Origin of the sequence: uncultured Roseovarius sp., assembly GCF_913057115.1 — a bacterium.
In the GTDB taxonomy this organism is placed as follows: domain Bacteria; phylum Pseudomonadota; class Alphaproteobacteria; order Rhodobacterales; family Rhodobacteraceae; genus Roseovarius.
On the sequence record NZ_CAJXNN010000032.1, the window covers coordinates 1 to 22,944 of the forward strand.

The 22,944-nt window shown below is 59.5% G+C and carries 22 protein-coding genes; 16 read left to right on the forward strand and 6 right to left on the reverse strand.

Translation table 11 applies throughout. From position 1 onward, the window contains the following. The 4 genes from QZ498_RS12965 to QZ498_RS12980 form a co-directional block, all read left to right on the forward strand. A partial coding sequence (locus QZ498_RS12965; RefSeq protein ID WP_294622891.1) for a class I tRNA ligase family protein occupies positions 1-1,830 on the forward strand: 1,830 nt, incomplete at its 5' end. After that, on the forward strand, positions 1,817-2,308 hold the full coding sequence (lptE, locus tag QZ498_RS12970) for an LPS assembly lipoprotein LptE (RefSeq protein ID WP_294622892.1): 492 nt from the start codon (positions 1,817-1,819) through the stop codon (positions 2,306-2,308). The genes QZ498_RS12965 and lptE, both read left to right, overlap by 14 nt. Beyond that, positions 2,305-3,330, forward strand: coding sequence for a DNA polymerase III subunit delta (gene holA, locus QZ498_RS12975; RefSeq protein WP_294622893.1), 1,026 nt, complete (start codon positions 2,305-2,307; stop codon positions 3,328-3,330). The genes lptE and holA overlap by 4 nt, the downstream gene beginning before the upstream one ends. A gap of 301 nt (positions 3,331-3,631) precedes the next feature. Further along, entirely contained in the window at positions 3,632-4,648 is a 1,017-nt protein-coding gene (locus QZ498_RS12980; RefSeq protein WP_294622895.1) for a TauD/TfdA family dioxygenase, read from the forward strand. Positions 4,649-5,161: 513 nt separating this feature from the next. On the opposite strand, the gene QZ498_RS12985 is transcribed toward QZ498_RS12980, so the two are convergent. Beyond that, complete coding sequence (locus tag QZ498_RS12985; RefSeq protein ID WP_294622897.1) at positions 5,162-6,703, reverse strand: DUF2125 domain-containing protein; 1,542 nt, start codon at positions 6,701-6,703, stop codon at positions 5,162-5,164. A gap of 129 nt (positions 6,704-6,832) precedes the next feature. On the opposite strand from QZ498_RS12985, the gene QZ498_RS12990 reads away from it, so the two are divergent. The 3 genes from QZ498_RS12990 to QZ498_RS13000 all read left to right on the forward strand — a co-directional run bounded on the left by QZ498_RS12990 (position 6,833) and on the right by QZ498_RS13000 (position 9,079). Continuing rightward, positions 6,833-7,582, forward strand: a complete 750-nt coding sequence (locus tag QZ498_RS12990) for an SDR family oxidoreductase (protein ID WP_294622899.1) — start codon at positions 6,833-6,835, stop codon at positions 7,580-7,582. Further along, positions 7,579-8,199 carry an enoyl-CoA hydratase/isomerase family protein gene (locus QZ498_RS12995; RefSeq protein WP_294622901.1) on the forward strand — a complete coding sequence of 207 codons (621 nt, stop codon included), beginning with the start codon at positions 7,579-7,581 and terminating at the stop codon, positions 8,197-8,199. The genes QZ498_RS12990 and QZ498_RS12995 overlap by 4 nt, the downstream gene beginning before the upstream one ends. Positions 8,200-8,269: 70 nt before the next feature. Then, positions 8,270-9,079, forward strand: a complete 810-nt coding sequence (locus tag QZ498_RS13000; RefSeq protein ID WP_294622903.1) for an MBL fold metallo-hydrolase — start codon at positions 8,270-8,272, stop codon at positions 9,077-9,079. 1 nt (position 9,080) lies between these two features. On the opposite strand, the gene QZ498_RS13005 is transcribed toward QZ498_RS13000, so the two are convergent. The 4 genes from QZ498_RS13005 to QZ498_RS13020 are packed head-to-tail and all read right to left on the reverse strand — an operon-like array spanning position 9,081 to position 11,528. Next, a complete protein-coding gene (locus QZ498_RS13005; RefSeq protein ID WP_294622905.1) occupies positions 9,081-9,560 on the reverse strand; it encodes a DUF6505 family protein in 480 nt (159 codons plus the stop codon). Continuing rightward, complete coding sequence (locus QZ498_RS13010; RefSeq protein ID WP_294622907.1) at positions 9,557-10,264, reverse strand: biotin/lipoate--protein ligase family protein; 708 nt, start codon at positions 10,262-10,264, stop codon at positions 9,557-9,559. The genes QZ498_RS13005 and QZ498_RS13010 overlap by 4 nt, the downstream gene beginning before the upstream one ends. After that, positions 10,261-11,322 (reverse strand): iron-sulfur cluster carrier protein ApbC, encoded by a 1,062-nt coding sequence (gene apbC / locus QZ498_RS13015; RefSeq protein ID WP_294622909.1) that lies wholly within the window; start codon positions 11,320-11,322, stop codon positions 10,261-10,263. The genes QZ498_RS13010 and apbC overlap by 4 nt, the downstream gene beginning before the upstream one ends. Before the next feature lie 2 nt (positions 11,323-11,324). Then, positions 11,325-11,528, reverse strand: a complete 204-nt coding sequence (locus QZ498_RS13020; RefSeq protein ID WP_294622911.1) for a DUF6494 family protein — start codon at positions 11,526-11,528, stop codon at positions 11,325-11,327. Between the two features lie 61 nt (positions 11,529-11,589). Between QZ498_RS13020 and QZ498_RS13025 the strand changes: the two genes are divergently transcribed. Beyond that, positions 11,590-12,342, forward strand: a complete 753-nt coding sequence (locus QZ498_RS13025) for a hypothetical protein (protein WP_294622913.1) — start codon at positions 11,590-11,592, stop codon at positions 12,340-12,342. On the opposite strand, the gene QZ498_RS13030 is transcribed toward QZ498_RS13025, so the two are convergent. Further along, positions 12,336-14,294: a 4Fe-4S binding protein gene (locus tag QZ498_RS13030; RefSeq protein ID WP_294622915.1), complete on the reverse strand. Its 1,959-nt coding sequence runs from the start codon at positions 14,292-14,294 to the stop codon at positions 12,336-12,338. The two genes, QZ498_RS13025 and QZ498_RS13030, sit on opposite strands and share 7 nt — an antisense overlap. A gap of 348 nt (positions 14,295-14,642) precedes the next feature. Between QZ498_RS13030 and QZ498_RS13035 the strand changes: the two genes are divergently transcribed. From QZ498_RS13035 to QZ498_RS13070, 8 genes are all read left to right on the forward strand, one after another. Then, positions 14,643-15,212, forward strand: coding sequence for a DUF3305 domain-containing protein (locus QZ498_RS13035; RefSeq protein WP_294622917.1), 570 nt, complete (start codon positions 14,643-14,645; stop codon positions 15,210-15,212). Then, the gene (locus QZ498_RS13040) at positions 15,209-15,838 is read left to right on the forward strand and encodes a DUF3306 domain-containing protein (RefSeq protein ID WP_294622919.1); all 630 of its coding nucleotides are present in this window, start codon (positions 15,209-15,211) and stop codon (positions 15,836-15,838) included. The genes QZ498_RS13035 and QZ498_RS13040 overlap by 4 nt, the downstream gene beginning before the upstream one ends. A 2-nt stretch (positions 15,839-15,840) precedes the next feature. Further along, entirely contained in the window at positions 15,841-16,464 is a 624-nt protein-coding gene (locus QZ498_RS13045) for a molecular chaperone (protein WP_294622959.1), read from the forward strand. Between the two features lie 51 nt (positions 16,465-16,515). Further along, the gene (locus QZ498_RS13050; protein ID WP_294622921.1) at positions 16,516-16,707 is read left to right on the forward strand and encodes a ubiquinol-cytochrome c reductase iron-sulfur subunit N-terminal domain-containing protein; all 192 of its coding nucleotides are present in this window, start codon (positions 16,516-16,518) and stop codon (positions 16,705-16,707) included. A 115-nt stretch (positions 16,708-16,822) separates the two neighbouring features. Continuing rightward, positions 16,823-19,720, forward strand: a complete 2,898-nt coding sequence (locus QZ498_RS13055) for a formate dehydrogenase subunit alpha (protein WP_294622923.1) — start codon at positions 16,823-16,825, stop codon at positions 19,718-19,720. 12 nt (positions 19,721-19,732) lie between these two features. After that, positions 19,733-20,326, forward strand: a complete 594-nt coding sequence (fdh3B, locus tag QZ498_RS13060; RefSeq protein ID WP_294622925.1) for a formate dehydrogenase FDH3 subunit beta — start codon at positions 19,733-19,735, stop codon at positions 20,324-20,326. Between the two features lie 116 nt (positions 20,327-20,442). Further along, positions 20,443-21,645 carry a formate dehydrogenase subunit gamma gene (locus QZ498_RS13065; RefSeq protein ID WP_294622927.1) on the forward strand — a complete coding sequence of 401 codons (1,203 nt, stop codon included), beginning with the start codon at positions 20,443-20,445 and terminating at the stop codon, positions 21,643-21,645. After that, positions 21,645-22,943, forward strand: a complete 1,299-nt coding sequence (locus QZ498_RS13070; RefSeq protein ID WP_294622928.1) for a c-type cytochrome — start codon at positions 21,645-21,647, stop codon at positions 22,941-22,943. Before QZ498_RS13065 ends, QZ498_RS13070 begins: the two co-directional genes overlap by 1 nt. Position 22,944: the final 1 nt, after the last annotated feature.

Consider the following 22,944-nt stretch of genomic DNA (forward strand, 5'->3'; position numbering starts at 1 on the left):
CACCCGTTCGATACCTCGTGGGAATTGCCGGTTTACGTGGCCAACTTCATCCTGATGGATTACGGCACCGGCGCGATCTTCGGCTGCCCCGCGCATGACCAGCGCGACCTTGATTTTGCGCGGAAATATGAGTTGCCGACTCCCTTGGTTTTCACAGACTTGAAACTCGGCGATGAGGAGGGTCCTGAAGTCTACTCTGGCGGTTCTATTGGTGGCCTTCCTGTCACTGTAAACCCAGAGACTGGGGGCAAAGCATTCGTTCCCGCGAAGACTGAAAGGGTCCGTTATCTTCTCGGCTTTGCCGGTGACGAGGTGCAAACCGGAGAACAGGCCATCGACGCGGCCATCGACTTCTGCGAGGCCAATGGCGTCGGCCAAGGGGTGACCAAATACCGGTTGCGCGATTGGGGCCTGAGCCGCCAACGCTATTGGGGCTGCCCCATCCCCGTGGTGCATTGCGACACCTGCGGCGTGGTGCCGGAAAAGAAAGAAAACCTGCCCATCCAGCTTCCTTATGACGAGGGCGGCAAGCCGATTGACTTCTCGGTGCCCGGCAACCCGCTGGATCGTCACCCCACATGGCGCGATTGCACCTGCCCCGCTTGCGGTGCGCCCGCGCAGCGCGAGACCGACACCATGGATACCTTCGTGGATAGCTCATGGTATTTCGCCCGCTTCACGGCCCCCCGCGCGGACACCCCCACCGATATGGCCGAGGCCGAGTATTGGATGAACGTCGATCAGTACATCGGCGGGATCGAACACGCGATCCTCCACCTGCTTTATTCGCGGTTCTTTGCCCGCGCGATGCAGATCTGCGGCCACCTGCCGGAAAAAGCGATCGAGCCGTTCGATGCGCTCTTTACCCAAGGCATGGTCACGCATTCTATTTATAAGTGTAAGAAAATTGTTGAAGGCTCTGAAGGTCAGCCTAACCGCCTTGTTGACGAGTTCCTATTTCCTGAAGATGTGTTGACGTTTCAATCAAATGGACGGGAGAAAGCGCTGGACCGTAAATTCGTCGATGGTTTGTTAAAAAACCATCCGAATTATGACCTCACAAGCACGGATGACTTAGAAGAACTTCATCGGGTAGCTGAGAAAAATGGGCGTGGTGTCGAAATCGTCCCCTCCGCCAAGATGTCGAAATCGAAGAAAAACGTCGTCGATCCGGTCAGTATCATCGAAGCCTTCGGCGCCGATACCGCCCGCTGGTTCGTCCTGTCCGACAGCCCGCCGGAACGGGATGTGGAATGGACAGCCGCCGGGGCCGAGGCCGCGCATAAGCACCTTTCCCGCGTCTGGAACCTCTGTGATCGTATCTCCCAAATGGACGAAAACGCGGCAGGCGAAGGCGACGAGGCGCTCTTGCGCGAAATGCACAAGGCGATCCATGACGTCACCATGGGCGTGGAATCCTTCGGCTTCAACGCCGCCATCGCCCGGCTTTACGCCTTCACCAACACGCTGGCCAAATCCAAGGCCGGGGCGGCGGCGCAACGTCAGGCCGTGATGACCCTTGCGCAACTCATGTCGCCGATGACACCGCACCTATCCGAAGATATCTGGGCGCACCAAGGTGGCGAAGGCCTGATCGTCAACGCCCCGTGGCCCAAGGCGGACCCCGCCATGCTGGTCGAGGATAGCGTCACACTGCCCATCCAGATCAACGGCAAACGCCGCGCCGAAATCGAAGTGCCGAAAGACATGGACAAGTCCGAGGTTGAAAAAATCGCGCTCTCAACCGATGCTGTGGTCAAGGCGTTGGATGGGGCCCAACCCAAGAAGGTCATCGTTGTCCCCGGTCGGATCGTCAATGTCGTCGTTTAACCGCCGCTTTGTCCTGCTTGGCACCGCCACCCTCGTGGCGGGCTGTGGCTTTGCGCCCGCCTATGGGCCAAACGGCGCGGCAAACGCCCTGCAAGGGGCCATCGCCGTGGATGAGCCGAAAAGCCGCCCGGCCTACCTTCTGACCCAAGAGCTTGAGGGCCGTCTGGGCCGCCCATCTCCCGCGCGCTATGGTCTTGCCTATTCCATCACCCTCGATGAAGATCCCATCGCCATTTCCGCCAGCAACGTGACCTCCCGGTTCAACCTTTTGGGCCGTGTCACCTTTGCCCTGCGCGACCTCGGCACCGGTGAGGTTCTGACCTCCGGCAAGGTGAGTAATTTCACCTCTTATTCCGCCTCCGGCACCACCGTGGCCACCCAAGCTGCCGAACGCGACGCCGAGGAACGGCTGATGGTGATCCTCGCTGACCAGATCACCACCCGCCTGATCGCCGCATCCGGCAGCCTTCCGGCATGAAGCTGACGGGGCGCGACGCGCCGGGCTATTTCGCCAAGCCCCAAGCGCACCGCACGGGCCTGTTGATCTATGGCCCTGACGGGATGCGCGTGGCCCTGAAACGCCAAGAAGTCATTGCCGCCCTCATCGGCCCCCAAGGCGAAGAGGAAATGCGCCTCAGCCGCATCCCCGCCGCCGATCTGCGCAAAGACCCCGCCATGCTCCTCGACGCGGTAAAGGCGCAGGGGTTCTTCCCCGGCCCGCGCGTGGCCTTCGTCGAGGACGCGACCGACGCCATGGCCCCGACGATCATTTCTGCCGTCGAAGACTGGCAGGAGGGCGACGCCCAGATCATCGTGACGGCGGGCCAGCTCAAGGCGACATCGAAACTGCGCAAACTCTTTGAGGGCCACCCCAACGCCTACGCCGCCGCCATCTATGACGATCCCCCCTCCCGCGAGGAGATCGAGGCGACCCTTGCCAAATCCGGCCTGCGCGACATCAGTGGCGATGCCATGCGCGACCTCACGGCCCTTGCGCGTGATCTCGACCCCGGCGATTTCCGCCAGACCATGGAGAAACTGGGCCTCTATAAACTGGGCGACGACACCCCGCTCACGCCAGATGATATCGCCGCCTGCGCGCCAAGTTCCACCGAGGCCGAGCTTGACGATATCCTCAACATCGTGGCCGAGGCCCGCTCTGGCGAAATCGGCCCGGTGATGAAACGCCTGCGCGCCCAAGGGGTTCAACCCGTGGGCCTCTGCATCGCCGCCACCCGGCATTTCCGCACGCTTTATACCGCCGCCTCCGACCCCGGCGGTGCGGCGCAAGGCATCGGCCGTGTGCGCCCACCCGTTTTCGGCCCACGCCGCGACCGGATGCTGCGGCAAGCGCAAAACTGGGGCGCGCCAAAACTGCAAGACGCGCTCAGCCTTCTGACCGAAACCGACCTGCAACTGCGCTCCGCCGGGCAGCGTGCGCCCGAAATGGCGCTTGTGGAACGCGCGCTCATTCGGCTGGCGATGATGGCGGCGCGGTAGGGGCGCGCACAGGCCAAGGCCGGCAATCAAGGGTGATCAAGGATGGCATGGCGTGCTCGCCGAAGCGGTCATGCCTGTGGTAGGCAAAGACCGTCTGCCGCCCTGACGACCAATACGCGGCGTGCAAAATTGGGCTCAACCCTTTCAGCATAGCAAGAAGGCACTTACCTTTGCAGGGTGGCCAAACCGCCTAAAAATACCGTCGCCTGTCGACAACGGGTCGCAACGCCCACACCGTATCAGTGTTTCGAGTTCAAACCGTGGCTCAAGGTAAACCCGAAACGCTTAAAGGAGGTTCCTATTGAATACACCGGCATCCAAACTTCCACCGATTGACCCGGCGCGCGCTGACATCATCAAAAACTATGGCGGTCAAATAACCGCTCTCGATCCGATTGGCGCGCAAATCACGGGCATTGACCTATCCTCCAAGGAGACCCCTCCACCAGAGGTCCTGGAGGCTCTGGAACGTGAAATGGCAGAACGCGGCTTTCTCGTCTTCAAGAACGAGACGCAGCTGCAGCCCGAGGATTTCTTGCGTGCCAGTTGTTGGTGGGGCGGCCGCGAGTTGCACAGCACCCATGGCGTACACCCCCAGACGCCCGGTGGTAACCGCCATATCTTCCGCCTTTCCAATGATGAACGTTACGGCATTCCGGATGTCGGGCCGCAATGGCACAATGACGGCAGTTTCCTGCCCGCGACGTTTTCCCATGCCGGCTATCATATCATCCGCCCTGCCGAGAAGGGCGGCGGCACGCATTTCGCGCACCAGGGCCTCGCCTTCGAGGCACTGCCGGAGGATCGCAAGGAGCGCTGGAGCCGCCTGTCATCCGTCAACTCCACATCGGGCGTCGTGCATCCGCTGGTGCATGAGCACCCCGTGACGGGGCAGAAATGCATTTGGCTGCATCTGGGCATGACCGGTGCCGTTATCGAAAAGCTGCCAGATCAGGAGGGTTTCAGCCTTTTGCATGCGGACGACCTGAAGCAGCTCTGCCACGAGTACAACGACATCCTGAATGCCGGGCTAACCGGGGGCTATGCAGTGGCATACGAATACTCCGAGAACGATTGTGTCTTCATAGACAATCTGGCCGTTGCCCATCGGGCGGCCCCCGAAGCGCATATGCCGGTAGAACAGCAGGGCCTGCGGATCATGCATCGCAGCACCGTCAAGGGCGTGAAAGACCTCGCCCCGGGCTTTGATCTGCCGCAACATGTGCGGATCGACGGGCCAAACCCGATTGGCGAAGGTGTCTGGCAAGGGGGCGGGATAGGTTTCCGGTGGGAAGAAGGTATAAAGATGCGCAACTAAGGCGTTTCGCGAAGTGCCGCGCGAGCCTCGATCATGTTTTGCGTTCCGCCGGCTCTGATATCGTGGCTATCGGCGCACCGCATCAGCTGACGTGGCTTCGAAAACATCGGGTTGTGCGTCCACTGATTTAGCTATGGTGGCTTTGCAAGGCCGCAGGTCAAGACGCCTTTGCTATCATGAATGCGCAGCACCTGCCGAGGGCTCGCCGGACCTCTGGGGGGCCGCGCTCGGAAAGATCGTTCCGCGTGCCCCCGAAGGAAGAGCGGATCGCGGTTTTCCAAACCCCTCACGCACCTCGGTTCGGCAACCGTCACACATTCTTGAAAACGTACGAAACTCGCGTACGAAACGTACGTTTCGTACCGTACGCCGAGTTAATTTCGCAGGGTGCTGCAAAAAATACCGACGTAATACCGACGTCTTGCCGACGCGATGCAGACAGCGGTTTTTGCCGTTAACCCAAAGGGTTAGCGGCGATTCGCGGCGCGGCTCCCGGACCGCGCCGCGCATGGCTCATTTCAGGCGCTGACCGTTTGCCAGAACATGGCCCTCTTCGTTGACCACGATCGTCGAGGTCAGAGTGTCTTCCTCGGTCTCACTGGGTACGGCAAAGAGGCCCATCATCATCCGCGCACCCATGGCCTGATCCTCGGGCAACAGACCCATGGCCACCAGTTTGTCCAGCAGGCCATTGCCGCCAACCAGCTTCAGGTCTAATTCACCTTCCGGTGCCGGCATACCGTCAAAACTGGCCAGATCACTGTTATCAAAGGTAAAATCACCTTCGCCGGTCAATTCTGCACCGGCGGCACGGAGGGTGATGTCGTTGATTGTCAGGGCGTTCAATTCACCGAAGGTCTGCTCGCCGCTCTCGACCTCTTCCATCGCTTCGGGGTCCATCATATCAACCAGCATCTTGGCCTTGCCCGCCAAGTCGATGGACAGGGTCGCCGGATCGCGCGGCAATTGTCCCGCAGGGTCAAACATCGCCCAGACCTGATCGGAGATGGTGAAATCCCCGAACAACATCGAAAAGGCAAAATCCTGTGGCTCCTCGCTGCCGCTGACTGGTACGGACAGGCCAAAACCCGAATTTTTCATATTGATTTCAACGGGAAAGGGGATTTCGTCACTTGCAACGGTCAGCTTCATATCATCGGCGGACCCGCCATAGCTCAGACCGCTATCGCTCATGGCAAGGTCCAGACTGCCGCGCGCGGTCTGGGTGGTTCCCGATACGGTCTGATCGGCATCCGTGAAGGAAAACTCCGTTGACCCACCGCCATGTTCAAACTGGCCGCTCATGTCAAACCCATCTTCAAGCAGGCTTGCCATATCCATCGCGCCCGCCATGCCTACAGGGGTTGTGGCCGTTCCCGAATACGAAAAATTCGTATATTTTCCAGTGGTTTGCAACCGTTCGCCGGTGCCCGGATCGGTGAAGTCGACGGTATAGGTCACCGGCCCGCTCGACATGCTGCCTTCGGTCGAGCGCAGCTCGCCTTCAGTGGTGACATCGGCGCGCCCTGTCATATCGGACACCGTCATCTCCATCGTGCCGATATCAACCTCTTCGCCCGGCGCGTCGACACCCACCAGCGCGAAGGTCATCGCATCAGCCTTGTAGTCATAGCTCATTGCCCCGGGGTCGCCTGACACTGTGATATCAAGACCCGAAGTCCGATACTCCATTTGGACGGTCGCAGTGGTATCAGTTTCGTCTTTGAAAGCCATGGTGATGGGCATCACCTCGGGCAAAACCATCGACACGGAGCCGTCGCCGTTCTCAATCAGTTCGAAGGTGCCCAGCTCGGTCTCCATCGCGACCGTGCTGTCATCACCGTCGTCGACTTCCATGCTCATGATTACATCGGTCACCGTCAGCGTATCGCCCGATTGCGACTCATCGCCCGATACTTGATAGCCGAAACCGGCCATGTAGCTTGTCCAATCCGACCAGACGTCCGAGGCCGTCACGTCGGCATATGCTGCCGTTCCTGTCATCAAAAAGGTCATGGCCGCCGCAGGAGCGGCCTTGTGCATCAAATGGGTCATGGCAGCCTCTTGTCCAAAAATATCCGGTTCAGCTTCGGCGCTACGCCCGGTAGGGTCAAGAGGGGATCTGACTCGACCCGCGTCTTCGTGGCGGGTACGAAAGGGCCGATACCAATTTAAGGTGAGACAATGGACCTGACGGGCAAGACTGTACTTATTACCGGCGCAAGCAAGGGTATTGGAGCCGCGACCGCACGTATTTTTGCCAAGGCCGGTGCCAACGTGGCGCTTGTCGCGCGAAATCGGGATGCGATCGCCGATCTTGCCGGAGAGATAGGCGAAAAGGCGATTGCCATTCCTTGCGACGTCAGCCGCTTTTGGGAGGTTGAAGCGGCCGTGAACGCATCTCTCAAGGCCTTTGGATCGTTGGATATTCTGATTGGTAATGCCGGGGTTATCGAACCGATTTCACACCTGGCCACCTCTGACCCCGAGGCGTGGGGGCACGCTGTCGATATCAATCTGAAAGGCGTCTACAACGGAATGCGCGCGGCGATGCCCGTAATGCAGGACGCCGGGGGCGGTACGATCATCACCATCAGTTCCGGCGCCGCGCATAACGCGCTGGAAGGCTGGAGCCACTACTGCACCTCGAAGGCCGGGGCGGCCATGCTCACCATGTGCGCTCACAAGGAAGGCGCCGAACATGGCCTGCGGGTCATGGGCCTTTCGCCCGGGACGGTTGCCACGGACATGCAGCACCAGATCAAGGACAGTGGCCTCAACCCGGTCAGCAAGCTGGATTGGTCGGACCACATTCCGCCCGAATGGCCCGCCAAGGCCCTTTTGTGGATGTGCGGGCCGGACGGTGATGCATATCTGGGCGAGGAAATCAGCCTCAGGGACGAAGATATTCGTAAGAAAGTGGGTTTGACATGATCAATCTGGACAAAGACGACGGCTTTTGGGCTGCAACTATCAATCGCCCGGACAAAGCCAATTCCCTGACCGAGGAAATGCTGGTCGAGCTGGCACGCATTGCCGAGGCCGCGCATGAAGAAGCGCGTGTCTTGGTTATTTCAGGCGAGGGCAAGGTTTTCTCGGCGGGGGCCGATCTTGAAGCCGCCCGTGCGGGGCTTGCGACCTCGGCCGTATGGGAGCGTTTGTCGTCGGCCATAGCGGGGTTCCCAGGCCTTTCGATTGCCGCCCTCAATGGCACGGTTGCGGGCGGCGCCATGGGGATGGTTCTGGCCTGTGACCTGCGGATCGCGGCGCGCGGGGCCAAAGCCTTCTACCCGGTGATGAAACTTGGTTTCCTGCCGCAACCTTCCGACCCTGGGCGCCTGACCCGGCTGGTTGGGCCATCCCGGGCCAAGATGATCCTGATGGGCGGGCAGAAAGTGACCGACCAGGAGGCGCTGTCTTGGGGGCTGTTTGACCGGATTGTGCCGGGCGAGGAGCTGATGGCAAACGTGCGTGACGTCGCCGCCGATACCTTGGGCGCAGACGCCGTTCATGCGGCCACGATCAAGGGGATGTGCCGCCCCGCCCCGTGATGCGGATCGGAAATAGCTGACTTATTGCCGGTCTGTGCTACCTTTCCCTTGCGTCAATGGAGGGAAAGCCATGATCCGTCTTGTCTTGCTTTTGGTGACGATGGCAACCGCTGCATTTGCCCAGGAGCGGCGGCCAAGTCATTGTATTGCGATTGCCGATAGTGCGCCGGGCATACGATATTTGCACAAGGCCAGTTTTCGCGCCCCTGTCCCGGAATTCTCCGTGCGATTGCAGTACATCGCGCATGCCTCGTTCCTGATCCAGTCCGAAGACGGTCTATCAGCCGTAACGGATTACACCGGGTTCATCGGCAACGTGGATTTCATCCCCGACGTGGTGACGATGAACCACGCCCATTCCACCCATTGGACGCCCAACCCGGATCCGGCCATTCCACATGTGTTGAGGGGATGGGGGGACTTTGGCAAAGGCGCCGATCATCATGTCGATCTGGGCGGTATGGTGATCCGTAACGTGCCGACCGATATCCGTTCCTACGGAAAGGTCGAGCCCAAGGGCAATTCCATTTTCGTGTTCGAGGCTGCCGGCCTTTGCATCGGCCATCTGGGCCACCTTCACCACGAACCCAGCGATGAGCAATACGCGGCCCTTGGGCGGATGGATGTGGTCATGGCACCTGTGGATGGTGGCTTTACCATGCCGCTTGAAAACATGATGAACGTGCTGCGCCGCCTGAAGGCGCGGATCGTCATCCCAATGCATTGGTTCGCCGATGGCTCGCTTGGCCGCTTTCTTGCCGGGATGGAGGATGAGTTCCGTATCGTCGATACGGGAGAAAGCACGCTGACGGTTTCCCTGCGTACCCTTCCCGATGATCCGACGATCATGGTGTTGCGCCCGTCTTACCTGAGGGAGTGATTTATTCGTCCAGAGATCCGTGTATCGCGAATTGCTCCAGTCCTGCGTCCTGCGCCTCGATCACGCGGAAACTTTCGCGGACGCCGGATTCTGTCAACTCGCGGGCGACAGTCAGCAGGGTATTGGGCGCGTGGTCTTCGCAAAGGTCGATCATGTGTGTGATTTCGTCGTCGGCCACAGGGCGCGCGGCCTCAAGGCTGGGCGCGCCATAGATATCGACAAAATGCTGGGCGAGCGCTGCGGAAAGCGCACTGCGCTCAACCTCCTCTATCTGGGTGACCGCGACGAATGTCACCCGGCCAAAGGTCTCGCACCCCAACCAGCCATTGGCGAAGGCTTGGCGCTGTTTGCCCGCCAAATCGCCCTCGGACCAGTTGGAGAACTCGAACCCACCCGAGATGCACCATTCGCCGGTGCGGGCGGGGTTCGCGTAGACGCGCGTGTCGCTTTCGTCGAAATGGATGGCACGGGCCAATTTCATTTGTCTTGCTCCAGTAGGGTGCTGAGCGGGATCACCGCGGTCTGTTGGTCATTGCGCAGTAGCATGCCAAAGTCCTCATCGACCCCTAGGAAGGTGCCACTTTGGCCGTTTTGCGTGATGTCTTCGCCGATGCCATGGGCCAGCCCCCGCCATTCTGCATGCAGGGGGCGGGGGCCTTCCTCGTCCCATCGGGTGATCCAGTTGAGCGTGTGGCGCGCCCAAGCCTCAAGCAGGTTGGTGGCATCGACATCCGCGCAGCCTTCCTCATAGAGCGCGGTTTCATCGGGCCGGTGGCCCGGCTGACCGCCCGCCAGCAGAAGGGGCAGTTCCAAGCCCACGACCAGCCAATCAGGTTGTTCCTTGGGGTCACCGGTGCTGGCCGCCACACGCAACCGCCCACAGGCGGCACCGTTGATGCGCAGGCCGCCCTCCCATTCCAGATGGACGGCCACCTCTGGCGGGCCGAGCGCGCCGAGCGCGTTTTGAAAGCCCACGCCACAGGCGGGCAGCATGGCCATGGCCTTTTCAAGCGGCACTTCGGGGGCCATGACAAGCGCCGCCGCCAGACGGTTGGCCGCCACGTTGTAGACAATCAGCCCCGCGTCACAGCCAAGCGAGGCCATGGCGCAGGCTTTCTCGAACGGGTCGATCCCGGCATCCACCGGATGGCCCGACATGAGAGGTGGCAAGGCTGGTGCGCTCATGCGACCCCCTGTGCCACCAACTGCTTGGCGATATCGCGGAAGGCCTTCGATTGTTGAGCTTCTGGTTTTGACACCACGATTGGTGCGCCACCATCCGATGCCATGCGAATGTCGATGTGCAGGGGAACTTCGGCCAGCAGCGGCACCCCTAGCTTGTCGCATTCCGCTTTTACGCCGCCGTGCCCAAACACATGCTCCTCATGTCCGCAGCTTGAGCAGATATGCGTACTCATGTTCTCGATCATGCCCAACACCGGCACGTTCAGCTGATTGAACATGTCGATCCCCTTGCGCGCGTCCAGCAGGGCCACGTCTTGCGGGGTCGAGACAATGATCGCGCCGTCCACCACGGTTTTCTGCGCCAGTGTCATTTGCACGTCGCCCGTGCCGGGGGGCAGGTCGACCAATAGCACATCCAAAGCGCCCCATTGCACTTGCATCAACATTTGCTGCAACGCGCCCATAAGCATGGGCCCGCGCCAGACAACGGCCTGATCCTCGTTGGTCATCAGGCCAATGGACATCATGGTGACGCCATGATTGCGCATTGGCAGGATGGTCTTGCCATCGGGGCTGGCCGGTCGGCCCGAGACACCAAGCATGCGCGGCTGACTAGGACCATAGACATCGGCATCCAAGAGCCCCACGCGCCGCCCTTCGGCGGCAAGGGCGCAGGCCAGATTGGCAGATACGGTGGATTTGCCCACACCGCCCTTGCCGCTGGCAATGGCTATGATGTGCTGAACACCCGGCACCCGTTCGGGGCCTTGCGGCTCGGCCTTTTTCTGCGGTTTGAGATCGGGCGGAGCCTTGGTGCTGTGAGCGGTCAGAACAGCCGAAACTTCGGAAGCTCCAAGCGCTTTCACGGAGGCTTCGGCCGCATCGCGAACCGGCTCATATGCCTGTGCCTTGGCTGGATCAATTTCCAGAACGAAGCGCACCGCGGCAGAATCCACGGTCAAGCCGCGTGTGATGCCAGCCGAGACAATATCGGAACCGCTTACCGGGTCCGTGATCTTTTTCAGCGCTTCAAGAACGCTCTCTCTTGTCAATGCCACGGTCAGCCTTGCCCCTTGATGACACCAGTCACTTCGTGTTCGATGTCCAAGCCCTCAACGGTCAGCACGACCTTGGCCTTGAACTCGCGTCCTTCAAGGTTGCCCGCGTCTCGCAGCCCCTCTTCGATGGCCTGTTGCGAGGTCACGCCGACCTGCTTGAGGAACTTGCGCATGGACATGTTGAAATCGCCGATATCTTCGCTCATTTCGTCTTCCTTTCTTCAAGATCGTTGACGCGGGTGCCTTTGGCTTTCTACCCTAGACACCATGCGCCAAATTGTTGTTCTGCTCAGTCTCGCACTCATCCTGTCTATTTCGGCGGGCAAGGCGCGGGCGGCAGATGATCTGCGCGTCGCGGCCCCGCAGGCTTTGCAGGACAGTGGCTTGCTGCAATATGTGTTGCCTCGGTTTTCGCTTAAAACCGGGGTGCGTGTCGAGGTGGTCGAGGAACAGGCGCAGGCCGACCTTGTGCTGACCAATCAAGACGCAGGCACGGCGGTGTTTCAAGGGCCTGACGCGACTTGGAGCTTGTTGGTGTTGGCCGAAAGCGAGGCGGCCTCGCGTCTGGCCGACTGGTTTGCGGGCGAGATCGGCAAACGCACGATCACCAGTTTCGAAGTGGACGGAAGCGCGCCCTTTACCCTTCCCAAGACCAAAGAAGCCAAGGTGGTGGCCATCTCCTTTGAAGGGGACGCCGTGCTTGGCAAGACCCTGTCTATGAAGATGTGCGGGCGCTGTCATGTTGTCGATCCGAAGGATCGGATGAACGATATCGGCTCGACCCCGTCTTTTTCGGTTCTGCGCGCTATGCGCGATTGGGACCGCCGGTTTCAGACCTTCTTTGCGCTCAACCCGCATCCGGCCTTCACGCAAGTCGAGGATGTGACACCGGACTTTCCCATAGACCGTCCATCGCCGATCAAACCTGTCGAGATGACGCTGGATGATCTTGAGGCGATTCTGGCCTATGTCTCGGACCTTGCGCCCGCTGATCTGGGAGCCCCCTTGCAGCATCAGTGATCCCGGCGTTTGCTGAAGTAGTCGTCGGTCGTGCGTACCTGCGGGCGCTCACCGCCCGCGAAAGGATTGTCCTGTGAGTGGAATTGCGCCTTCACACGACAATCGTCGCACATCTGGATCATGCGGGCAGCGTTTTCATTGGCAAACATTGCGTGCTTGCCCGCAAGCTTTTCGGTGATCTTTTCGATCGTCGATTTGACGCCGAACAAGCTGCCGCATTCGACGCAGGCGAAGGGTTCTTCCTCGTGCAAAACAATTTGGGTAAGCGCGTCGTCGGCGAGATTCATGCGCGGCTCGTAACTGATCGCGTCTTCGGGGCAGACATTGGCGCAAAGCCCACATTGCAGGCAGGCGTCTTCCTGAAACCTGAGTTGCGGCATGTCAGGGTTATCCACCAAGGCGCTCGAGGGACAAAGCGAGACGCAGGACAGGCATAGCGTACAGGCATCGGTATCGACCAAAACAGCGCCATACGGGGCAGTCTCGGGAAGGGGAATGGCCTCGTCGCTTTGGTGGATCGCTTTTGCGCTGAGGCGTGCAACCTGTCGGCGGCTCCCCATTGGCAGTATGGGGGCATCGCAGGCCTCCGGTGGCTCTGCTGCGTCGTAAAGTGCCTCACATAGTTTATCGGGGTCCCCGATATCCAGAAGTGCGATCTGGTCGCTACTCGCCATGGCCTGCGCCAAGGGGATTTCCTGATCAAGGGCGTCCCGCTCGGTGCTCGGGCTAAGCAATAGCTTCACATTGGCAAAGCCGGAGGCAAGCGACGCCAGCATCTCGGCGTGGCCAAAGGCCGAAAGCGCGGGCACCTCAAAGGGGATGACATCCGCAGGCAGGCCGCGGCCATAGCGCGCGGCAAGGCTTATCATTTCCCGACCGAACTCTGCATCATGTACCAGAAGACGTGGGGTGCCGCCGCCGGCCTTTCGGAACGCCGAGGCGAGCGTATGTAAACGGCGAAAGACAGTGTCGGGCGCGGGCGCATCATAGGTGACCGCGCCAGACGGGCACCGCGCGGCACAGGCACCACACCCCGCGCAAATCATTGGATCAATGCTCACATGATCGCCATCAGGTGAAATTGCACCGGTCGGGCACAAATCCAGGCACTTGGTGCAGCCGGTTTTCTCCGCACGTGAATGAGCACAGAGCAGTGGCTCCGTTGCGACATAGAGCGGTTTTTCGAATGTACCGATCAATTGCGACGCCTGCAAGACCGCGTCGGAGACAGCGTGCAGGCTGCCGGGGTCCGCGCGAAGATAACCCTCTCTTTTTTGAGGAGCCGGAAAAAGCGCTGTGTCCCCGGACAAATCGAGAATAACATCACATTCTGTGCGCCCCCCATGCCTTGCCTCGGTCCATGTCAAAGCGCCCCGTCCTGCCGGGTTAACTTGCTGCAACGCGTCAATTCTGAGTTCAAATTGGCCCAAAGCCCCGCTGGCGCGCTTGATCTGCCCACGAATGACATCGTACTCACGGGTATCCGGGGGATCGCAATCGTCTGTCAAAAGCACCGTTACACCCAGGATTGGGGCGAGTTTTTCAGCCGCCTCAAGTGCGACAACCGATGTGCCGATGATCAGGCAAAGACCTTCTGAAACGACATCCACAGACTTTTCAGCCGGCGCGCTTAGCGTGGCCTCGGCCAAGAGTGCGGCCATTTTGGGTAGTTTCGACCGGGGGTCATCGGACCATCCGGCCCTGTCTCTTATGTCGGTGAACCCCGGCATCTCGGCCCCGGTTTCCGAGGCAACTTCCTCGAATACGCGACGTTCTTGCTGACAGCAAATTATCGCATCGCCGCCTGCCATCTCTTGGGTCGCTAGGTCGATTTGGGTTGTGCAGAGGCTGGAATGCACCTGCGAGCATGACAAGCCGGTCGCCTCTTCAAGAGCCGCTGCATCTACGTCTTGGGTTCCGGAACAATTACACAAAATCAAGCGCTTGGCCATGGTTTTCCTTCTGCGTGCTGTATGGATCCAGAGGGTAACTTGCCGCCTGTGGACGCCAAGGTTACGCATGATTCGGCGCAAGCGTAAACAGGATTTGCGGGTCGAGCATAGCTCTGTGAGCTGCACGGTGAGCTTGCCTGATTCTGACTTTCGAACGCCTCACCTCGGATTGCGCGAGATCATCCGAAGGGCTCCTTGGGACTTTTTGACCGATGGCGCGCGCTGCCGCTTTGCTGACTGCCCAAACTGTCCTTGTCCGCGATTAGTGTGCGACGGGATGCAGTTTTCGCTTTGTTCGAGCCCGAAACTGTATCAGTCTTCAACTGTCCGAAACTGGGGAGGATCGGAGTGGTTCACAATCCGGCACGGTATGAGGCTTTGCCACTTGGCGTGGTGATCCGGCGCACGCCGGGCGCGACTCGTTGGGCCAAGTGGGCGTGGAAGGCTGTCGCCGTTCTGCCGGGCGCGGTCGATGCCAAATGGCGTGAAATGCGCCGTGAGGGTGACGCCGTGGAATATCATGCCGCGACCTTGCCCTTGGAATTGCACGGTGCTGAAACCGATGCCTACCGGCACGGCCTCGCGGCGCGCACCCCGTCAATCTATGTCGTTTTGCGTGAAAGCGACGAGGTGGATGGCCCGCCGTTGGATGCGGTTCTTGTCACGGCCTCGCCCTACGAGGCGCAGGACTATGCTGATAGCGGCGAGGAAATCATTGAAAAGGTGCCAATGACCGAAGGGCTGATCGCCTTCGTGCAACAGTTCGTCGATACCCACCACGTCGAAGAAGAATTCAAGAAACGCCGTCGTGACCGTGTCCGCACGGATCGTGTCGAACACAGCATCGGCGACCCGCGTATCACCCAGCTGAACGATGTCTACACCGCGCCGCAGGTGCGCAAAGGGAGGATGAATTGAGCCGCAGCAGCGATTTCTGGTCTCGTCGCAAGGCGAAAGTGCTGGAAGAGCAGCAGGATGAAATGCGTGCTTCCGAGCGTCGTGAGGCGGCTGAGCGCGATGCGGAGCTTGAGGCGAAAACGGATGAAGACGTGCTGGAAGAGTTGGGTTTGCCCGATCCCGATGCCCTTCAACCCGGGGATGATTTCAGTGCGTTCATGGCCAAAGCGGTTCCTGACCGTATCCGGCGGCGCGCGTTGCGGCGGCTTTGGCTCTCAAATCCGGCACTCGCCAATCTGGATGGGCTTCTGGACTATGGCGAGGATTTTACCGATAGCGCGACAGTCGTCGAAAACCTCCAAACGGCGTATCAAGTGGGCAAGGGCATGTTGAAGCACGTCGAGGAGTTGGCGCGGCAGGCTGAGGTGAAGGCGGCAGATTCACCTGAAGAGCACGCAGAACCGGTATCCTCCGAACACAGCGAACCAGTGGCCGATGTGTCCTTTGCCGAGGCTGGCGACGACTCTCAAGACGAGGAACCGCAGGCCCATCTTTATGCTTTCGAAGATGACCATGATGCACATGAGGTGGCACCGCGACGCCGTATGCGGTTTGCCTTCGATACCAGTGAAGGCGCCCAAGCATGAGTATGAGCGAGACAGCCATGGAGCAAGCCAACGTGTCCCAGACCATTGCGGAAGAAGATCGGCTGCGCGCCGATTTGTATGATTTTCTGGGCGTGCTTTTGGCCGGACCACCTGATCAGGCATTGCTGGACAAGACCAAGACGCTAAGCGGTGACGACGGTGAGTTGGGGACAGCCATCGGCGCGCTATCGCGTATAGCCAAGCACACCAAGCCGCCTGCGGCGGAGCGGGAATTCAACGCCCTTTTTATCGGGTTGGGTCGGGGCGAATTGCTCCCTTATGCCAGTTATTATCTCACTGGCTTCCTGAACGAGAAGCCTTTGGCTGTTTTGCGCCGGGATATGGCGGCGCGTGGCATGACCCGCGCCGAGAATGTGTACGAACCCGAAGACAATATCGCCTCGTGCATGGAGATGATGGCCGGGTTGATCCGTGGCCGGTTTGGCAAGCCCGCGTCGCTGGCGGATCAAAAGACCTTCTTTAACAAGCATGTCGGCCCTTGGGCCGGTCACTTTTTCACAGATTTGGAAGCCGCCAAGAACTCGGTTTTCTATGCCCCGGTCGGCGCTGTTGGCCGGGTGTTCATGGATATCGAGGCCGAGGGTTTCCGGATGAGCGCGGAGTGATCCGCACCTAACCGGCGGGCTTGCCCGCCATAACCAGAGAGGAGGACTCTCATGTCGAAGAAAGTTGAGGACGGCACAAGCCGCCGCGATTTTCTCAAGATGGCCGCCACCGGCGCGCCCGCGGTTGCGGTCGTGACGGCAGCGTCCACCGGGACGGCCGAAGCCGCCGAACCCGATCTTTCATCTGACAAGATGCAAGATACCGCGCATACGCGCGCCTACCTCGATAGCGCCCGGTTCTGATCGGACGATATCACCCCGCACTACTGACGACTGGTTGCGATTGGCCCGACTGTTCAGTGGATAACCTTAGTACCCAGCAAGCCCGTTTCGGGTGAGCCCGGGAGGAGATGAAAACATGCTTAGGAAAAAGACCAACGGGGTTGCGAGACGCCCCCAGCGGACAAGTATCCTGTCTGAGGTCGCCGGGAAATCCGTCGACCGCCGCGCGTTCTTGCGCGGCAGCGGTCTGGCCATCGGTGGCCTTGCCGCGATCGGGGCCACAGGTGGCACCGTAACCAAGGCCAATGCGGCCACGGCAGCGAATGGCGCTGTCGAAACTGTGAAATCTGTCTGCACGCACTGCTCGGTCGGTTGTACCGTTGTGGCCGAGGTGCAAGACGGTGTCTGGGTCGGGCAAGAGCCCGGTTGGGACAGCCCTTTCAACCTTGGTGCGCACTGCGCCAAAGGTGCATCGGTTCGCGAGCACGCACATGGTGAGCGTCGCCTGAAGTACCCGATGAAGAAAGAGGGTGGTGAGTGGAAGCGCATCAGCTGGGAACAGGCGATCGACGAGATCGGCGACGGCATGATGAACATCCGCGAAGAAAGCGGCCCCGACAGTGTCTATTGGTTGGGATCGGCCAAGCACAACAATGAACAGGCTTACCTTTTCCGCAAGTTCGCGGCCTACTGGGGCACGAACAACGTGGATCACCAGGCCCGGATCTGTCACTCGACCACCGTTGCGGGTGTTGCGAATACATGGGGCTACGGCGCCATGACCAACAGCTACAACGATATCCACAAATCCAAGGCGATCTTCATCATCGGCGGCAACCCGGCCGAGGCGCACCCTGTCTCGCTGTTGCACGTGCTGAAGGCCAAGGAGCAGAACAACGCCCCCCTTATCGTCTGCGACCCGCGCTTTACCCGTACGGCGGCGCATGCCGATGAGTATGTCCGGTTCCGCCCGGGCACTGACGTTGCGCTTGTCTGGGGTATCCTGTGGCACATCTTTGAAAACGGTTGGGAGGACAAAGAGTTCATCCGCACCCGTGTCTGGGGTATGGACCAGATCAAGGAAGAAGTGGCCAAGTGGACGCCTGAAGAAGTCGAGCGGGTCACCGGAACCCCCGGCAGCCAGCTTGAACGCGTTGCGCGCACCATGGCGAACAACCGCCCCGGCACCGTGATCTGGTGCATGGGTGGCACCCAGCACACCAACGGTAACAACAACACCCGTGCCTACTGCATCCTGCAGTTGGCCCTTGGCAACATGGGCACCTCGGGTGGCGGCACCAACATCTTCCGCGGCCATGACAACGTGCAGGGTGCGACGGACCTTGGTGTTCTGAGCCACACTTTGCCGGGTTACTACGGCCTGTCGAAAGGCGCTTGGGGTCACTGGGCTCGTGTTTGGGGGGAAGACCCCGAATGGTTGGCTGGCAATTTCGACACATTGACCGGTGCCGACGGCAAGGAAAAATCGCTTCAGAACCTTAAGGGTATTCCCGTCAGCCGCTGGATCGACGGTATCCTTGAAGACAAGGAAAACATCGACCAGCCGAACAACGTTCGGGCCATGGTTCTGTGGGGCCACGCGCCCAACTCGCAGACCCGGATGACCGAAATGAAAACGGCCATGGAAAAGCTCGACATGCTTGTCGTGATTGATCCATATCCGACCGTTTCGGCCGTGCTGCATGACCGCGAAGACGGTGTCTACCTGCTTCCGGCCTGTACGCAGTTCGAGACCAAAGGCTCGGTCACGGCATCGAACCGTTCGTTGCAATGGCGCGAAAAGGTTGTCGAGCCCCTGTTCGAGTCGAAGTCGGATCACGAGATCATCGGCCTCTTCTCGAAGAAGTTTGGCTTCCACGACCGTATGTTCCGCAACATTGCGCTTGAAGATGACGGTGTAACCCCGAACATTGAGGATACGCTGCGCGAGATCAACCGCGGTATGTGGACGATCGGCTACACCGGTCAATCGCCAGAGCGTCTGAAGATGCACATGGAGAACCAGCACACCTTCGACCGCACCACACTGCAAGCGGTTGGTGGGCCGGCTGATGGGGACTACTATGGTCTGCCGTGGCCAAGCTGGGGCACACCCGAGATGAACCATCCCGGAACGCCGAACCTCTATGACATGTCCAAGCCCGTCTCCAAGGGTGGCCTGACTTTCCGCGCCCGTTTTGGTGTGGAACGTGACGGTGACAACCTTCTGGCCGAGGGCGTCGCCAGCCAGAATTCGGAAATCCAAGACGGATACCCCGAGTTCACCATGCAAATGCTCATGGACCTTGGCTGGGATTCGGACCTGACCGACGAGGAGCGCGCCACGATTGACGCGATCGCCGGCCCGAAAACCAACTGGAAGACCGACCTTTCCGGCGGCATCCAGCGGGTGGCGATCAAGCACGAATGCGCGCCTTTCGGCAACGCCAAGGCCCGCGCGGTCGTGTGGACCTTCCCCGATCCGGTGCCTCTGCACCGCGAGCCGCTCTATACAAACCGGCGCGATCTGGTCGAGGATTATCCCACCTACGAGGACCGGCACGACTATCGTCTGCCCACCCTTTATGCGTCGATCCAGAAGCAGGACTTCTCGAAAGACTACCCGATCATCCTGACCTCTGGTCGTCTGGTCGAGTATGAGGGCGGTGGGGATGAAACCCGGTCGAACCCGTGGCTGGCCGAGCTGCAACAGGACATGTTCGTCGAAATCAACCCGCGTGATGCCAATAACCTTGGTGTGCGGGATGGCGCGGATGTCTGGGTCGAAGGGCCCGAAGGCGGCAAGGTCAAGGTTATGGCCATGGTCACCGAGAGGGTAGGTGAGGGCGTTGCCTTCATGCCCTTCCACTTCGGCGGCCATTACCAAGGTGAGGACCTTCGGAGCAAATATCCCGATGGTGCCGATCCTTATGTCTTGGGTGAATCGACAAACACCGCCCAGACATATGGCTATGACTCGGTCACGCAGATGCAGGAGACCAAAGCGACTCTCTGCAAGATCAGCGCAGCATAAGGAGAAACGGAAATGGCTAGAGCTAAATTCCTCTGTGACGCCGAACGCTGCATTGAATGCAACGCTTGTGTCACTGCCTGTAAGAACGAGCATGAGGTGCCTTGGGGTATCAACCGCCGTCGGGTCGTCACCATTGAAGATGGTAAACCCGGTGAACGGTCGATCTCGGTCGCCTGTATGCACTGTTCCGATGCACCCTGTATGGCGGTCTGCCCGGTAGACTGCTTTTACCAGAACGAGGAAGGGGTGGTTCTGCACTCCAAGGACCTCTGCATCGGCTGTGGTTATTGCTTCTACGCGTGCCCCTTCGGCGCGCCGCAATACCCGCAGGCAGGCAACTTCGGCAGCCGCGGCAAGATGGACAAATGTACCTTCTGCGCCGGTGGCCCCGAAGAAAACCACTCCCAAGCCGAGTTCCAGAAGTATGGGCGCAACCGGATCGCGGAAGGCAAACTGCCGATCTGCGCCGAGATGTGCTCGACCAAGGCACTTCTGGCCGGTGATGGCGACGTGGTCGCCAACATTTACCGTGAGCGTGTTGTCGCACGCGGTTTCGGCACAGGTGCTTGGGGCTGGGGTACGGCCTACGAACAAAAAGGCGGCTGATCCTTTTGGATCGGGGCGCGCGCCCTGGCGCGCGTCGAAAGCCTTTTACAAACAGTCGGGCGGTGCTTCTGTCGCCCGACTGGGTTGCCCATAATTCTTGAACAGGACAGATCGCCATGACCCGTCTTCTGTGCACTCTATTGGTGTCTTTGCTCTTGGTGGCCCCCGTATCGGCCCAAGAAGCTGGTGAAACGCCGCAAATCGATCGTTCGGCGACGGGCGGTGCGCCAACCTTGGAAGATATTCTTGCCCGCCAACGGGGCGAAACAGTTGACAATAGCTATCGGCAAGGCGGCGAGAGCGACGGAGAGTCCGCGCCCGGCCTTGGACCGCTAGGCCCCATCTCGGACGCGGAAGTCTGGCGCGACCTGCGGTTCAACGAGGCCAATGTGAAGGTCTCTGCGGGGGGCGAAGAAGCCAAGGTTCTGGTGCAGGACGGTGGCATGGCATGGCTGGAGTTCCGTGAGGGTCCGCTGATCACCTACGGTGGGTGGGGACTTATCGGCACTCTGGGCCTGTTGGCGCTATTTTACCTTTTCCGTGGCCGCATCACGATTGATGGCGACAAGACCGGTCGCACTGTGACGCGATTCCAGTTCATGGAGCGTTTTGCGCATTGGTTGATGGCTGGATCTTTCATTGTCTTGGGGATAACCGGATTGATCTCGCTCATGGGGCGAAAATTCCTGATCCCGACCTTCGGTCATGAGGCGTTTGCGACAATCGCCGTGGCCAGCAAATGGGTCCACAACAATATCTCATGGGCCTTCATGTTGGGCCTGATCCTCGCTTTCGTGTTCTGGGTTGTTCACAACATTCCGAACAAGACCGATCTGAAATGGCTTGCCGTGGGTGGCGGCATTTTCAAGAAAGGCGTGCATCCGCCCGCCAAGAAATTCAACGCGGGCCAAAAGGTGATTTTCTGGTCGGTGATCCTTCTTGGGGCGTCGATTTCCGCATCAGGTCTTTCGCTACTGTTCCCGTTCGAATTGCCGATGTTCGCCAAGACCTTCGAGATGTTGAACGGAATGGGTTTGCCCCAAGTGCTTGGTTTTGGTGCGTTGCCTACCGACCTTGCCCCGCATGAAGAAATGCAGTTGGCCCAATCGTGGCACGCCATTGTCAGCTTCGTCCTGATGGCGATTATCCTTGCCCATATCTATATCGGTTCGGTCGGTATGGAGGGTGCTTTCGACGCCATGGGCTCGGGAGAGGTCGAAGAGCAATGGGCGCGTGAGCACCACTCCTTGTGGCTGGAGGAGCTGCAAGAAAAGGATCAAGCTCCCACGCCGGGCAAGGCATCAACCCCTGCCGAGTGATGCGTGCCCTTGGTGCCTACTTTACTGTCTTCTTTCTGGCCGCTGTCCCGGCGGCCAGTCAGCAGTTCACAACGTTGAAAGGGCATGGCGGCCCCGTTATGGGGATTGCAGTGAATGAGGATACCGGTCAGGTTGCCACTGCAAGTTTCGACAACTCGGTTGGCCTTTGGGATGCGCGCTCACCGACTTGGCTTGAGGGGCACAACGCGGCGGTCAACACTGTTACTTTCGCCGGCCCCGGCAAGCTGGTCTCTGCCGCGGATGATTTCTCGATTCTGGTTTGGGATACGAAATCTGGGTCCAAAACGCGGTTTGAAGGCCACAAGGGCAAGGTCATGGGGCTGGCGGTATCGCCAGACCGGCAAACCCTTGCCTCGGCCAGTTGGGATGGCACGATTGGCATTTGGCCGTTGGACGGCAGTGAAGAGCGTTTTCTCGAAGGTCATGAAGGTCCCGTCAATTCGGTAGTGTTTGGGCGAAATGGCCTGCTCTATTCTGCCTCTGCCGACGGCACGCTTCGCATTTGGGATATCGCATCTGGCAGTGATCAAGTGCTGATAAACCAAGGCTTCGGGATCAATCGTGTGCTGGTTGGGCCAAATGACAATTGGCTCGTCTATGGCGCTGTGGATGGCGTGACGCGGGTGATTGACGCGAGAACCGGCGAGGAGCTCTATGATTTTTCGCTTGATCGCCGCCCCATACTTTCCTTGGCGCGCCATGCGGCAAGTGAACAATTGGCCGTTGGTGATGGGCATGGCTTCATCATGATCATTGATACCGATAGCTGGCGAATTGTCCGCGATTTTCGTGCGATGCAGCAGGGGCCTGTCTGGGCCTTGGCCTTCAGCAACGATGGGCAGAATGTGCTTGCTGCGGGTCTGAGCGACGTTGTCTATTCCTGGCCCGTGACGATGCTGGATGAGTTTGATCCGGCAGGTGGTGAAGAGCGCAGTTTCTTGCGTGATCCGGATAGTATGCCCAATGGAGAAAGACAATTCATGCGCAAGTGCTCAATCTGTCACGCGCTGACACCGCCGCCTTCGCGCAAGGCGGGACCAAGCCTTTACGGGTTATTTGGGCGTGCTGCCGGTACCCTGCCGGAATACCCTTACTCGCAGACACTGAAAAACGCCGAGATCACCTGGACCGATGACACTATTGATGCCCTGTTCGACATTGGGCCAGATCATTATATTCCAGGGTCCAAGATGCCAATGCAAAGGATCACGCAAGACAGCGACCGGCAGGATTTGATTACATTTCTACGTCGCGCCACAGCCACCAAGGAGAACTGAA